11 protein-coding genes are annotated in these 15109 nt (G+C 36.4%); 9 read left to right on the top strand and 2 right to left on the bottom strand.

Annotated elements, in window-relative coordinates:
• The first annotated feature begins 269 nt into the window (after positions 1-269).
• Positions 270-758, top strand: coding sequence for a S24 family peptidase (locus C6H08_RS04465; RefSeq protein ID WP_052100035.1), 489 nt, complete (start codon positions 270-272; stop codon positions 756-758).
• A complete protein-coding gene (locus tag C6H08_RS12260; RefSeq protein ID WP_267892877.1) occupies positions 737-859 on the top strand; it encodes a S24/S26 family peptidase in 123 nt (40 codons plus the stop codon). The genes C6H08_RS04465 and C6H08_RS12260 overlap by 22 nt, the downstream gene beginning before the upstream one ends.
• 463 nt (positions 860-1322) lie before the next feature.
• On the opposite strand, the gene kdsB is transcribed toward C6H08_RS12260, so the two are convergent.
• Positions 1323-2036, bottom strand: coding sequence for a 3-deoxy-manno-octulosonate cytidylyltransferase (kdsB, locus tag C6H08_RS04460; RefSeq protein WP_034562434.1), 714 nt, complete (start codon positions 2034-2036; stop codon positions 1323-1325).
• Positions 2037-2254: 218 nt separating this feature from the next.
• On the opposite strand from kdsB, the gene C6H08_RS04455 reads away from it, so the two are divergent.
• The 7 genes from C6H08_RS04455 to C6H08_RS04415 all read left to right on the top strand — a co-directional run bounded on the left by C6H08_RS04455 (position 2255) and on the right by C6H08_RS04415 (position 13451).
• Entirely contained in the window at positions 2255-3937 is a 1683-nt protein-coding gene (locus C6H08_RS04455; RefSeq protein WP_411698100.1) for a 30S ribosomal protein S1, read from the top strand.
• 25 nt (positions 3938-3962) lie between these two features.
• On the top strand, positions 3963-4463 hold the full coding sequence (locus C6H08_RS04450; RefSeq protein ID WP_034562438.1) for a hypothetical protein: 501 nt from the start codon (positions 3963-3965) through the stop codon (positions 4461-4463).
• Between the two features lie 30 nt (positions 4464-4493).
• Entirely contained in the window at positions 4494-6101 is a 1608-nt protein-coding gene (gene serA / locus C6H08_RS04445) for a phosphoglycerate dehydrogenase (protein ID WP_034562441.1), read from the top strand.
• Positions 6102-6117: 16 nt separating this feature from the next.
• Positions 6118-7233, top strand: a complete 1116-nt coding sequence (locus tag C6H08_RS04440) for a hypothetical protein (protein ID WP_034579008.1) — start codon at positions 6118-6120, stop codon at positions 7231-7233.
• A gap of 223 nt (positions 7234-7456) precedes the next feature.
• Positions 7457-7681, top strand: a complete 225-nt coding sequence (locus C6H08_RS04430; RefSeq protein WP_034562446.1) for a hypothetical protein — start codon at positions 7457-7459, stop codon at positions 7679-7681.
• A 694-nt stretch (positions 7682-8375) separates the two neighbouring features.
• Entirely contained in the window at positions 8376-10190 is a 1815-nt protein-coding gene (locus C6H08_RS04420) for a BspA family leucine-rich repeat surface protein (RefSeq protein ID WP_034579011.1), read from the top strand.
• Between the two features lie 15 nt (positions 10191-10205).
• A complete protein-coding gene (locus C6H08_RS04415; RefSeq protein WP_034579014.1) occupies positions 10206-13451 on the top strand; it encodes an FAD-binding and (Fe-S)-binding domain-containing protein in 3246 nt (1081 codons plus the stop codon).
• A gap of 465 nt (positions 13452-13916) precedes the next feature.
• Here the strand turns inward: C6H08_RS04415 and C6H08_RS04410 are convergent, their stop codons facing one another.
• A complete protein-coding gene (locus tag C6H08_RS04410) occupies positions 13917-15107 on the bottom strand; it encodes a replication-associated recombination protein A (RefSeq protein ID WP_034579016.1) in 1191 nt (396 codons plus the stop codon).
• Between the last annotated feature and the right edge of the window lie 2 nt (positions 15108-15109).

Below are 15109 nucleotides of genomic sequence, written 5' to 3'. Positions count from 1 at the left end.
CTGCGGAATACATCGATTTTGGGATATAAAATCCCTCTGAATCTAGCATTTCTCTAAGTTTTTATTTCTGCCCCCCCCTATACCTTTAGATCTGTCACATGAGAGAGATTTAGAGATTCTATATCTCTTTGGTTTAGGACTTTAGATAAAGCCCACGCCTTTATTCTCATGCCTCGGTGGCATTATGTTTGTAAAAAGGATAATACATTGCATGAGACTAAATTATAAAATACGGCAATAAGGGAAGTTAAAAATGGACTCAAGAAGACTTGTCAAAAGTAAGTGGTGTATCTTTGCAAAGTATTAAACGATATGAATCTGTAAAAGACAATAATATTACATTAGATGGTTTCAATAAAATAGAAGTTAATGTGAAATTATTTGTTATGAGAGATATGCCTCTTAGTCGCATGAATAATATGTCTCTTACTCATGTCTCCAAGTTGTCTCTTAGTGATTCCTTAGTGTCATTTAGTCAAAATAACACTCAATCAAATGATTCTGTAAAAATTCCAGTATATGATGAAGTCTATGCAAGTGCAGGGCAAGGCTTTATAAGCGATAAGCATATCACGCGACACATAGAGCTAGACAAGAACTTTTTACGCTCATATTTTGGGCTTACTTCATTCCTAGATCTATCCATTATCACAGCCAGAGGGGACTCCATGCTACCAGTCGTGCCTGAAAACTGCCAGATTATCGTGCAGAAAGGCACACTACGAGAGGGACAAATATGCGTTACCCGCATAGCATAGATGATGAACTCTATGTAAAAAGACTGCAAAAACGCCATAAATACAAGCTTATAAGCGATAATAAAAGCTATGATGACAGAGCTAGAGGGCGAAAACTATGAGATACTAGGCATTGTTGTAGGCTTATTCCAAAAGATTCCTTAAATTTACACGCAAAAAGCCTTTACACTCGCATTAAACATCTTAAACGCATAGTTAACCCCCCCCCCCCTTAAATTCTAAATATATAGATTTAAACACTATTTAAATTTTTAAACCCCCAGCTACATGCACATTTTACATATTTTTATAGAAATCTATATGCCTATATCCACAAACAACAACACAAAAACCTTTAATCTTTTAAATACCCCTTTAAACTCCCTAATTTATGCTATCCCACACAATGTATAAAAATAGGTAGGAATGTATAGAATTCTTTTGAATCTGTATAAATTTTTTCTCTTACTTTGATTTATGCAAAACTGCACAGCTTTGAACGCCAAATAAAGTCGGTATTTAAAAGTTTAAGACATTAAGCAACAATGTGTTGCTATGGAAAATTAAATCAGTTATTAAAACTTCTTAAAACCCATACTTATTTCTAGCAATTTCTAAATCTTCTTCTGTGTCAATGCCTATGCTTTCACTCTCTACATGCGCAATTTTAATGGGTTTGTTGTAGTAAATTGCACGAAGTTGTTCTAGCTTTTCAATTTGTTCTAGCTTTGTTTCTGGTAAGTTTGCATATTCTTCAAGTGTTGCTTTAAAGAATCCATACAAGCCTAGATGCCCTAGATAATTTATAGGCATAGATTCATTGCAATCTCTGCAAAATGGTATCGCTGTGCGAGAGAAATATATGGCATGTTGTAAGTGATTGGTTATCACTTTTACTAGATTCGGATTTTGTGCTTGCTCAGCCGTTATGCTCTTCGCACAAGTTGCCATAAAAATATCAGGCTGCATACAAGCTTTTAACGCTTGTATCACATGGTGTTCTAAAAATGGCTCATCTGCTTGTAGATTTATAATCATGCAATCATCATTTAGCCCTAAGATTCTAGCAGCTTCAAGCACACGGAGACTGCCATTCGGAATGTCTGGGTGAGTTAGGACTGCCTTTATCTTATACTGCTTTGCGATATTGTATGTTTCAGTAGAATCTAGGGCTAGGACGACTTCATCGATTGCTTGTGCGTTTTGTGCGCTTTTAATAAACATGGGCACACCGCCTATATCACATAAAATCTTATTTGGAAATCTTGAGCTAGCAAGTCGTGCTGGAATAATAATCATAATATAGCCTTATATGAAAATACTATATTCTAATATAAAATTAACAAAATTTAGAATGTTATGAAATAGCATAAAACAATATTTAAATCAAATTTGCGTAAAACTTTGCAATAACTCTACTTTAAAAAAATCGTTTTTTGTAGATTTTTATCGCATTTTCACTGAAAATATACTAAAATAACAAAATCTATAGATTTCAAAAAAGGTATCCGATGAAAATTAGTCCAGAAAAAATCGATGAAATGTTTCCAAATGAAGGAGAAGATTTTGCAACAATGTTAAACCGTTCAGAACAATCTGAAGATAATGTTTTGAGAGAAGGAAAAATCGTAAAGATTGATGATGAAAGCGTTATGATTGATGTGCAAGATAAAAAAGAAGGTCGCATGAGTATCGATGAGATAAAAGATTCTAATGGGAATCTTTTGTTTAAGCAAGGCGATAGCATTCTTGTGCATGTGTCAAAAAAAGGTGGTCTTAGAGTATCTTACAAAAAAGCCATTAAGTATGAAAAAGTTGTAAATGAGATCAAGGCTCTTGGCACTGATTATAAGGATAAAGTGGTAGAGGGTGTAATACGAGGGAAAAATAAAGGTGGCTATATTGTAGAATCTGCAAATGGTGTTGAATATTTCATGCCAAGGCATTATTCAGCTCTAAGCCGTGATAAAGATGATTCTAAAGTGGTTGGAAAGCCCATAAAAGCTTGTATAGTTGATATACGACCAAATGGCAACTCCATTGTAATTTCAAGAAAGCGTTATCTTGACACACATACTGCCGCACAAAAAGAGAATGCAAAAAAGATTCTTGATAGTGGTTTGGCTTATGAAGGTGTCGTAAAGAATGTTACAAAATTTGGTTTATTTGTTGAGATAGGTTCTGTTGATGGACTCGTGCATTTTACAGAGATTAGTCATGGGGGACCTGTGAATCCTGAAAAGCACTATAAAGTCGGTGATAAGGTGCAAGTAAAACCACTTGAATATAATGAAGAGAAAAATAGGCTATCACTTTCCATACGCGCTCTTTTTGATGACCCATGGAAAGAGATTAAAGACGAGATTAAGGTTGGCTATGTTATACGCGTTACGGTAAGTAATATCGAAGATTATGGTGCGTTTGTAGATTTAGGCAACGATGTTGAGGGCTTTTTGCATATCTCTGAAATGTCGTGGGATAAGAACATTAGGCAGCCTAGCGATTGCTTAAAAGTTGGCGAAGAGATTAATGTTGAGGTTATAGAGATTGACCCTGATAATAGACGCTTACGAGTAAGTTTAAAGAAGCTACAAGATAAGCCTTTTGTGCGATTTACAAAAGAGCATAAGGTAGGTGATGTGATAAAAGGTAAGGTTGCGACTATTACAAATTTTGGTGCATTTGTGAATCTTGGCTCTGTTGATGGATTATTACATAATGAAGACGCATTTTGGGATAAATCTAAGAAGTGTGCTGATGAGTTTAAGGTTGGGGATTCTATTGAGGTAAAAATTGAAAAAATCGATACTGCAAATGAGAAAATTTCACTTAATAGACGCTATCTTGTAGAATCACCTAGTGAGCAGTTTGCAAAAAAATACGCTATTGATGATGAGATTTCTGGTCAAGTGATTGATATTAAAGATTTTGGCGTATTTATCAAGGTAGAGAATGAAAATATTGATGCACTTATTCGCAATGAAGATTTAGGCAATATTGCTAGAGATAGCATTAAGGTGGGCGATACTATAAAAGGTGCATTAGTGCAGGTTGATAGAAAGGCAAATCGTGTGCGGTTATCTGTGCGTAGATTACAAAAGAAAAAAGAGCGTCAAGAATTAAATGATTATAATTCTGATGAAAAAGTTACATTAGGCGATACATTGGGCGATAAGTTTAAGAATCTCGGTAAAAAATAATATCTTTGTGTGTAGGGTTTTGTGAATGATAAGGGGCATAATTGCTGGGCTTATACTTATTGTTGTGCTTGGTGGTGGCTATGTTTTATATGCGTTTTATCAAAAAATGCAAAATGCTGATGTGCAAGTAGAAGAGTCCGTTGCCAAGATCCCACAAAAGCAGGTAATAAAAAATATCCCAAGAATGGAAACCATACAAGATGATGTATGGATTAGCAATGCAAATGAAAAAGCAATTGCCACTACTTATCAGTTTCCTTCAAATGTGCTAGATATTAATATTGAAGTCAAACGCTATGAAGACTTAAAGACAGATTATACAAAGGTGCTAGTAAAAAACCTTGATGACTATAAGTTTTTTTGTTTGAATGAGATTTTGCGACAAAAGCATATCGACTTTTCTTATTTTAAGCATAAAGATACGCTTGACTTATTGCTATTTATGCCAAATGAAGCGCAACGAGAAATGATTCTAAATGATTTTAAGTATTATGGTATAGAGTATGAAATTAGTTTGAAAAAATAGATTCTATCTCAATGATTTTAAAGGAATGACATGAAAAAACATATTATAGTATGCGATCATATCCATGATGAAGGTTTAAAGATTCTAAGCACACAAGATGATATTTCTATGGAGAATCTAGCCCATTTACCAAAAGATGAGCTACTCACACATTTACATAAAGCTGATGTGCTTATCACTAGAAGCTCAACCGGAGTTAATGAAAAGCTTTTGGAATCTGCATATAAAGATTCTAAAAAGCTAAAAGCTATCGTGCGTGCTGGCGTGGGTGTGGATAATGTTGATATTGATGCGTGTTCTTACAGAGGTGTTGTGGTTATGAATGTGCCTACTGCAAATACGATTGCTGCAGTAGAGCTGACAATGACTCATCTTTTAAATGCTATTCGTAGATTCCCAAGCGCACATACACAGCTAAAAGTCGAGCGTAAATGGAAGCGAGAAGATTGGTATGGTATTGAGTTAAAGGATAAAAAACTGGGTGTGATTGGCTTTGGTAATATCGGCAGTCGCGTCGGAATCCGTGCAAAAGCCTTTGACATGCAAGTCATCGCCTATGATCCATACATTAATCCAAATAAAGCTCTCGATTTGGGTATAGAATACACGACAAATTTTGATGACATTCTAGCCTGTGATATTATCACTATCCATACACCAAAGAATAAGCAAACTACAAATATGATCACAAGCAAAGAAATCGCGAAAATGAAAGATGGTGTGATACTCATCAATTGTGCGCGTGGTGGCTTGTATAATGAGAATGATCTTTACGAGGGATTAAAATCAAAAAAAATCGCATGGGCTGGACTTGATGTATTTGATTCTGAACCCGCTACAAATAACAAACTTTTAGATTTAGACAATATTTATGTAACGCCACACATTGGGGCAAATACACTTGAAAGTCAAGAAAAAATAGCAATAGAAGCTGCACATGCCGCCATTTCAGCAGCAAGAGGTTCAGCCTTTCCAAATGCACTCAATCTCCCCACAAAAACACAAGATATGCCAGATTCTATTATCGCATACCTTGAGCTTACACAAAAGCTTGCCTATTTTGCTGCACAGGCAATTGATGGGGCAATCAGTGCATTACATGTTTATATTAACGGCGTTGAGCTAGAGAACTATAAGGACGCATTTTTGACATTTGGACTTGTTGGTACATTAAAGCCTTCTCTTGATGATAAAATCAATTATGTAAATGCCCCATTTGTTGCGACCGAAAGAGGGGTGCAAAGTAGCGTAGAAGTCAAGCATAACACAGGACCTTATAAGAATCTTATAAAAATTACTCTCAATACTGCTAAAGAAAGCATGAGTGTAAGTGGCACGATCTATGATGGACATATTGTAAGATTCAATAATATTAATGGTTTTGGTATGGATTTAGAGCCCAATGGCAATATGATTCTTGTGCGAAATACTGATGTCCCTGGCGTTATAGGCAGCATAGGACACACAATCGCAAAGCATAAAGTAAATATCGCGGATTTTAGACTCGGCAGAAAAACAGATTCTAGTGAAAGAAATGCATTAGCCTTAATACTTGTTGATAGTGCGGTATCTACACAGCTGCTAGATGATTTAAAAGCTATACCAGAATGCTTAAGTGTGCGTAATGTGCTTATGTGATTAAAGAATAAAAATCATGAATATAGGGAATCTAGCACAGCCAAAGCATATTCTATTCATTTTATTTTGCATTCTTTATGCCTTTTTTAGCGCCTGTGCTAAGAAGGAAGTCCCATCCAAACAAGATATAAAAACACAAGTTAAGGCACAACAGCCAAGCATACCATTTGCCACAAATAAAGCAGAAAGTAATAAATGGTATAAAGAGCAGTTTCTACCCATTCTCAAACAATCATCAAGCAAAAAAGGTGCAGAGGAATACGAGCAGTTTGCAAAGCTTTATTTTGCAGATTTAAGTCAAATACAAGATTATGATAAACGCATTCCACAAGATAAACTTTTGCAATCTGTTAGCTTTACACTCTTTGCACAAGACTTATTTAGAGAGTTTTTATTCTTACAGGAAAGAGGCTTAATAGTCGCCCCATGGGAAGCCTTTGCAAGTGACATTGAGTTTAGCAATCATATTTTAAGTGCTAGTTTTGTAGCAAATATAGCCGCAGAGATAGAAGAACTTGAAAATGAAAGTTATGAGAATCTCAATAACATTGTATTAGCACACAACCTTTTATATCTCACACAAAAATACACCTATGCCACACAAACCAGCAAAGAGACGCAACAAATCACTGAAACAACGCAATATGTATTGCCAGATTCCCTATACTCTTTTTTATTTTATAGAATCTTATATGCCAAATATATGGAAAAATTTCAAAGCAATTCCATATTGCATGTAATGTCAAGGCAATTCCCAGATTCTACGCTAAAAGCTAGCAATAAGATCTTATACACACAGCAAAAGCATAGCAATGTAAAAACCATGCAAAAACACTTTTCCTTTACACCTTTTGAGCCTACAAATCCCACAGCTATCATGCAGTGTAAAGCAGGAAATACACACTATCCAGCACAAAAGAAATGCATACAAACCACCTCTATATCATGGTTAGCTTATTTGCAATCTAGCTTACAACGGCACAATTCCCCTTATGTGCTACCCATTTTTACAGATTCTAAACTCTGTTTGCTACTGACACAAGATGACATTATTATCTATCCACATAATGAAAGTAACTTTTGTACGAATCTTATTACCACATGGCAGAGTTATCGATCTGTGCGGAAATAGATACTAGGCTTAATCTTTTACTTGATTTTTTTTGTAAAATCCTTTTGCGTTTTATTATTTGTGATAAGACTAATACAAGCACACCAAAATGCGGCGATAAAGATGTGCAAGAAAAACTTACCGAAATTTTAAAATCACACATGGAAGATACTCTATTTACTAGGGACATAGGACTGGAAAAATCGTAAAAGGCACGAAATTTCAAAATTTCATTACAGATGAAGTGAATGACACAAGAAAAAAGGTTACTTGTAAAGCACATGTGAAAATCGATGTCAATGCGGCAAAAGATTTTATGTATCTAATAGGCAGAGTAGAACTTAAAGATACTTTAGAGTTTAAGTCCGGCGAGGAGCCAACAGAGAAAAATATTGAAGAAATTTTTGTAAGAACTGCTAAAAAAACAAGATCAGCGATAGTATATCTAAGGCACAAAAAGAGAAGATAATAAACGAGGCAAAGAAAAAGGCAAAAGAATTTAAAGAAGAGATGTCTAGGGGGTGCAGAAGAAATGGCAGCAGAAGAGAAAGAGATAAAATACACTGCCCAAAGAACAGATGATGGCAACCTTATAGTAAAAGAAATAGAAGACTATTATGAGTAAATGCAGGTTTTAACTTTTTTAGATTCTATGTTTCAGAACACAGCTTTGATTGCTATTTGCTTTTTTGACGATTAGTGCCTTATACAGAATTTTTTAACATAGAATCTTAATAAAACAAGTGATTTATATGGTGCTATACCATTAGCACGAATTATGGCAAGGCTGCATGGAAAAACCGTTGAATGTAGTAGCAATAAGTTGGCAAAGATCACTTATTGAGATGAGATCCTATAAGATTATTTTGATATTTTAAGTAAAAATTAGAATCTGCTTTTAACATAGCAGTAGTTAGTAATTATATAATCTACTTTTTAGATATATCGCTATTTCGTATTTTTACTAGCCATTCTTGCAAGGTCTTTTCAAAGCCGATGTTTTTAAGGAATACATACTTTTTTCCATGATGATAGATTTGTTTTACAAAGCCACCAAAATCATGCGGGTATTTATAGTTTTACAGCAAGAACTAAACATAATTGTCAGATGTGTTATAATAGTGGAATAATTTGCTAGTAAATAATAATCAAAAGAAAAAACAATGATGACACGAGAAATTGAACGCTTTATGCTTGAGGCAAAGGAATATTTTAAGGATAGAATTTGTATCAATCTTTACTCTATCGCTATAAAAATCTTACTCTGTATGATGTTATGGGTATGTATAGGGAGTGCAGCAGATTCTACGCAAAGAAGCTTACACCAAAAACAATATCCTTTTTTTCCAGATGAAAGCACAGAAGCTATTCTTTTGCAAAAAACAAAGGCTCTTATCCCAAGATTTTTGCACTCCCAGCAAGAATCTTATATCTTTGCCAAAGATTTTAGCCAAGAGCAAAAGCAATGGTATAAGGAAGTTTTACATCTGCTTGATGAGGGGATATTTGAGTTGGAAAAAAATGATGCCAAAAAGGGCTTGAATGCGTTTAGTTTAGCGTGTGAAAAGGGCTTAGAAGTGGCTTGCCTTGAGAAAATTAAGACACAATATAAGTTTATTGAGTATGCAAAGATGGCAAGAGAAGATTTCACAGGTCCAAGTGTATTTGAAGACAAGGAATATATAAAACATCTCAACAAGTTACAGGCTCGTTGTGTGGTTAAAAAAGCATATATAGATAGTGGCTTTTCTTGTATGGCTTTAAATAAGTTTTTTAGAGAAGAGGACTTTGAGCGATTTAATGATACCTATAAAGATTTAGTCAAAGAGGTTGCAAAACTTCGACCATCTGATTTGCCGAAATTTAGTGTGCTGACATATCTTAATACTAGGGCTTGTGAGCTAGGTGAGCCTACGGGCTGTGTGAATTTGGGTTACAGCTTTTTTATGGATTTGAAAAAGAGTGAGCATAAAATTATTGAAGATAATAACGATGCATTGGCGGCGATTTTTCAGCAACGCATAGATACGATGACGGCACAACTTTTTCAAAGTGCTTGTTTGCAGGGATTTGGGCTATATTGTGCGATGTTTGCAGATGAGTTTTACGGAGCAAGTTGGTTTAAGTTTGCAATAATGGGGATTAGCAACTACTATGATAATTCACAGCAAGAAGCCTCACAGAAAAAAGTCTGTGAGTTTTTGCAGAATGGTTGCTTGCTACAAAGTGCAAATGCCTGTTATTACGCTAAAGCCTATCAATGTAGTCAAGCAGATGTAGGCAAATCTAAAAAGCCAAAATCAAAAAAGGGACTACCCTACTTTCCGCAAAATAGAGATGAGCTTGTGGCGCTTATCAATGATAAACGCGTGGATCTCGCAAAGATTGATACCAGTGCCATTACAGATATGAGCTTTTTATTTGCAAATCACTTGAGAAATCAATACTATCCTGTATTTGATGATCCTGAAGGTAGGGGTAGCTGGGCGAAAGCCTGGCTACCCGGCGAGTTGTGTGGAGGGTATCAAGATCATCGGGAAGTTTTTCGTATAGATTGGCTATATTATGAAGGGAAAATAAATGAGATTCGGCGTAACAATTTTAAGCAATGGGATATTATAAAGTTTCAATGCTACAAAGAAAATGGCGGTAAAAGAAAAAATCTAGCAGGTATAGAATCTTGGGATACAAGTAATGTTAAGGATATGAAATTTATGTTTTATCGGCGTGAAGATTTCAATCTAGATATTACCAAGTGGGATACAAGCAAGGTAGAGAATATGGCAGGAATGTTTAGCAGAGCGACAAGCTTTAGTCAAAATATCAATCTATGGGATACAAGTAGCTTAAAATATAATGCAGGTATGGCTTATAAAGCCAAAGAGCTAGAAAAGATTATAGAGCAAAATGCAGAGAAATGGGACAAAAGTGGGGTGATAGACCACCAACAAGTAATTATAGATGAACCCAACTATTAAGCCAAAGGAGTAAAAATGACAACACAATATAGAGACTTTGAAGGCTTTATCGCCCAAGCTAAAGAAATATTTAAAGATAGAATCTACACAGATTATCTTCGCCGCTTTGCCTATGGGATTGATGCCTCTTGTTATGCGTATGTGCCGCGTGTGGTGGTGAGAGCGGTGAATGAAAATGAAATCATCAATCTTTTTACACTTAGTCAAAAATATAATACCCCGCTCACATTTAGAGCCGCAGGGACGAGTTTAAGCGGACAGGCGTGTAGTGATTCTGTGCTGGTGTTAGCCAATGCGTTTTGGCAGGATATTGAGATTGTGGGGAATGCGGAGAGTATAAAATGTAGTTGTGGCGTGATTGGCGTAGAAGCAAATGAAGCCTTAAAGCCTTATGGTAAAAAGATAGGACCAGACCCAGCGACTATCAATAACGCAATGATTGGCGGAATCTTTTCAAACAACTCTAGCGGTATGTGCTGTGGGGTGAAGCAAAATAGCTACAACACCATAAAATCCGCACGATTTATCCTGCATAATGGCACAATCCTTGATACAAGCGAAAATGCTAGTCCTAGTGAAAATTTAGAATCCTTTTTACAAACGCATAAAGATAAGGCAGATTCACTTCTAGCCCTAAGGGAAGAGATTTTGCAAGATACAGAGCTTTGCGAACTCATTAAAAGAAAATTTGCTATCAAAAATACAACCGGTTATAGTATCAATGCCCTGCTAGATTTTAGCGAGATAAAAGATATTATCAATCATCTTTTTATCGGTGCGGAGGGGACTTTGGGCTTTGTGTCTTCTGTGGAGTATGAATGTGTGGAGGATTATGCCTTTAAAGCGTGTGCTTTGCTTTTTTATAAGGATTTAGCTCTTGGGGCAAAGGCGGTTGAGATTCTAGCAAGGAATGAAAGCCTTGTGAGTGCGGCAGAGATTATGGACTATGCGTGTTTAGATTCTGCTAAGGGCTTGGAAAACGCACCGCGTGAGTTAGGGCAAATACAGGGTGGGGCTTGTGCAATTTTGGTGCAGTTAGAATCTAGCACACAAAAGGAGCTAGATTCTAAAATCGCTCATATAAGCAAGGAGTTAGAATCTGTGCCAAGCCTTTTTGGTGTGCATTTTAGCAGTGATGAAAAGCTTATGGCGTCTTGGTGGAAAATCCGCAAAGCCCTTTTGCCCTTAGCAGCGGGGAGTCGCCCAAGTGGGAGTATCGTCATCACTGAAGATATTTGCTTCCCCATTCACACTTTCGCACAAGGCATAGATTCTATAACTAAGCTTTTTGATAGATTTAACTTTCAAGGAATTATCTTTGGACACGCTTTAAGTGGGAATGTGCATTTTATCATCACGCCTAATCTTAATGATGAAAAGGAGAGCCGGGCGTTTGGGGAATTTATGGAAGCGATGGTAGATTCTGTCATTGCCTTGCAGGGTAGCACAAAGGCAGAGCACGGCACAGGGCGTATGATAGCCCCATTTGTAGAAAAAGAGTGGGGAGCGAAAGCGTATGCTATAAATCGCAGGATAAAAGAGATTTTTGACCCGCATAGCCTTATCAATCCTGATGTTATTATTAGCGATAATCCCCAAATCCACACGCAAAATCTCAAGCAAAGCAGCGAGGTAGAGGACTTTATCAATCAATGTATGGAATGTGGATTTTGCGAAAAAGTCTGCCCTAGCAGAGAGCTTACTTTGACGCCAAGGCAGAGAATAGCGGTGCGAAAAGAAATCGCAAGGCTAGAGGCTTTGCTTGGCGTGGATTCTATGGATTCTAAAGGTGTTATAGAATCTAGTGCTGAAGCACGAAGCGAAGCAATCGCTGATTTAAGAGCCAAGCCACAAAAATCAATCACTACAAATGCGGAAGGATTTTGCGATGATTTTGGGAGTTTTCAAGGTGGAGGCGAAGGGAGTTTGCTAAAGGCAAATGACCGAGCCGACACCGCAGATGCAGTTGCGAAGCAACAAATCCACACCTGCAAATCTGCCAAAAGCACGCAAAAGCCAACGCATATAAAAGCAATACTAAAAGAGTTAAAACAGGGCTATCAATACTTTGGCATCGACACCTGTGCCACCTGCTCTATGTGCTCCCTCTCCTGCCCCCTAGAAATTGATAGCGGTAAAATCGCCTCCAAACTTAGCCCTGCTACAAAAGGCATATTTTCACGCTTTGTTGCTACACAGAGTGCCGAGCATTTTAGCACCACTCTTAGCCTTGCTAAAGGGGGCTTACGCATAGCAAACTTTAGCTCTAATATGTTGGGCAAAAATACACTAAGCAATTTAAGCAAAAAGATGAGTTTCCTGCCCTATATCCCCCATTCACTGCCTAGGGCAAATCCCTACAAACTAGAATCTAAAGATTCTAACGCACAATCCCAAGTGGCAATTATATATTTTAGCACTTGTATCAATCGCTCCTTTGCCCCGCAATCAAGCTTGAAAGATACAAGAGCTTTGCAAGAAGTCTTTGAATCCTTGTGTAAGAAAGCTAATGTAAGTGTGGTGTATCCGCAAAATCTTAACAATCTTTGCTGTGGCAAGGCGTATAAAGACTATCCACAAAGTGCGGAAGCCAAACGCAAGGAAGTGTATAAGGCATTAGAATCTAGTGTGAAGGAATTACAAAGCAAGGGAGTGGAGCAAATCCATATTGTGTGCGATCATAGTGCGTGTAGCTATGAGCTAAAAAATGGCTTGAAAGAGCTAGATTCTACCCTCACCATTTTAGATATGCCTGAATGTATAGAATCTACTCTTTTGCCACGATTGCATATCACGCCTTTAGATGAAGATATTGCGCTTTATGCGATGTGTGCTACAAAAAAAGGCAAATGGGATAAGTCTCTAGAATCTATTGCCAAAACCTGCACGAGTGGCGAAGTTATAGTGCATTCTAAAACGCGGTGCTGTGGCTTTGCTGGGAATAAAGGCTTTATCTGCAGTGAGCTAAATACTTCAGCTTTGCGGGAGTTAAGCGAGTTTTATGCGGATAAACAAAAGGGAGATTCTAGTGGGGATTCAGCCTGTGGGCTAGAATCCCAAATAGAGAGTGAAAAGATAGATTCTCACTTAGAATCTACAAAAGAATCCGCCACACAAAGTAACAAAGGGCAAAGGCATAAAAAACTACGCCTTGGCTTTTCAAGCTCTAGTACTTGTGAAATAGGACTAAATGACAAAACAAATATTATTTGGCAAAATCTGCTCTATCTTGTAGATTCTGTGAGTGTAAGCAAGGTTTAAAGCATAAAGTTGAAATATTCTCAATACTTAAAAGTTTTATTATCAAATAAAATAACAAGATTTTTAATCATAAAGTGTTTATACTCTTTATAACAATATATAGTTATAAGCTTTAATTAGATAGGGGAGTGAAATTATAATGATATATATTCTTTGTAACTTATGAACTATGATATCGCATAATAAACACTTGTTTTTAAAATAATTTTCATATTTTTGTTATGCTAAATTATTTTAATGCCTTAATATGCGACCAAGTATTATGCAATATATTGTTTCTCTGCGATATTTTATTTAACAAATTTATGGCTTTGTGCTTAATTGCAAGTCAATATTTATATCGTTTAGCTCATTTATAATATAATCACTATTAGATGATTAAAAAACAACAATGTTGCAAAAAATGATGAATTAAAACTTATGGTTTGAAAGTTAAAACTAAATTATGTTGTTTTCACTAAATAATTATTTTCTTATTTTCATTATCCATTCTTGTAAGGTTTTTTCAAAGCCGATGTTTTTAAGGAATACATACTTTTTTCCATGATGATAGATTTGTTTTACAAAGCCACCAAAGTTATGTGGATATTTATAGCCTTTTGCGTCTGTCTTTAGATAGCTTGGTACAGATTCTAAGCGGATTTTTGTATCTTCTAGGGCGTGATTTATCGCTGTGTATGCGGTGTTACTTTTTGGAGAGCATGCTAGATAAATCACGCATTGAGAGAGAATGATCCTTGCTTCTGGATAGCCGATTTTACTTACTGCTTGCATTGTGCTTACGCTTAGATTTAGTGCATTTGGGTTTGCATTGCCTATGTCTTCACTTGCTAGAATAACTAATCTGCGTGCTATAAACTCTGGGTTTTCCCCTGCTTGTATGAGGCATGCGAGATAATATAATGCTGCATTTTCATCGCTGCCTCGTATGGATTTAATAAGGGCTGATATGTAGTCATAATGCGTGCTTTGCGACTTTACGCCCTGTGCGTTTTGGACTAGAGATTGAAGCATGGATACACTTACTTCCTGCTTAGAATCTATATCAAGGGCAATATCAAGTAGATTCAAAAACGCACGACAATCGCCATTGTGATGGCTTAAAAGCCATGACTTTATGGAATCAAAGCTATGCTTTGATGGATAGGCTTTTAATACTCTGTTATAAAGCTCTTCAAAATCTTGTGTTTGCAATGCTTTTAGCTCAAAGAGAAAGGATCTGCTTCTTAAGGCTGGGCTTAGGGTAAAGAAAGGATTCTCTGTGCTAGCCCCAATGAATGCTACTTGTCCTTTCTCTAAAATAGGGAGTAAAAACTCTTGTTGTGCTATGTTTAGCCTATGGACTTCATCGATAAATAAAAGCGGCTTATTCATTGTGTGTTCATACAAGCTTAATTCTTTTTTTAGGGAATCTAGCTTAAAATTTGTTGCATTAAAGGATAAAAAGGTTTTTTTGCTAAGTGTTGCGATGATGTGGGCTAGGCTTGTTTTGCCACTGCCCGGTGGTCCAAAAAACAAAAGATTTGGTAGCATATTAGAATCTTGTATGTTTTTCTCGATGATTATTCTTAGCGGTGCATCTTGTGCTAATAAATGCTTTTGTCCTATGAAGTTTTCAAGTGTTGTGGGGCGAAATTTATAGGCTAGATTTCGCATGA

The sequence above is a fragment of the Helicobacter bilis genome (assembly GCF_900198365.1).
GTDB lineage: Bacteria > Campylobacterota > Campylobacteria > Campylobacterales > Helicobacteraceae > Helicobacter_A > Helicobacter_A bilis_B.
Note: the sequence above shows the minus strand (reverse complement) of the source record. Positions and strands in the feature narration are given on the sequence as shown.

Excerpts from the sequence above, each read along its gene's own strand:
- C6H08_RS04410 (WP_034579016.1), bottom strand. The coding sequence starts at position 15,107 with ATGCGAAATCTAGCCTATAAATTTCGCCCCACAACACTTGAAAACTTC.
- C6H08_RS04440 (WP_034579008.1), top strand. The coding sequence starts at position 6,118 with ATGAATATAGGGAATCTAGCACAGCCAAAGCATATTCTATTCATTTTA.
- kdsB (WP_034562434.1), bottom strand. The coding sequence starts at position 2,036 with ATGATTATTATTCCAGCACGACTTGCTAGCTCAAGATTTCCAAATAAG.
- C6H08_RS12260 (WP_267892877.1), top strand. The coding sequence starts at position 737 with ATGCGTTACCCGCATAGCATAGATGATGAACTCTATGTAAAAAGACTG.
- C6H08_RS04450 (WP_034562438.1), top strand. The coding sequence starts at position 3,963 with ATGATAAGGGGCATAATTGCTGGGCTTATACTTATTGTTGTGCTTGGT.
- serA (WP_034562441.1), top strand. The coding sequence starts at position 4,494 with ATGAAAAAACATATTATAGTATGCGATCATATCCATGATGAAGGTTTA.
- C6H08_RS04420 (WP_034579011.1), top strand. The coding sequence starts at position 8,376 with ATGATGACACGAGAAATTGAACGCTTTATGCTTGAGGCAAAGGAATAT.
- C6H08_RS04415 (WP_034579014.1), top strand. The coding sequence starts at position 10,206 with ATGACAACACAATATAGAGACTTTGAAGGCTTTATCGCCCAAGCTAAA.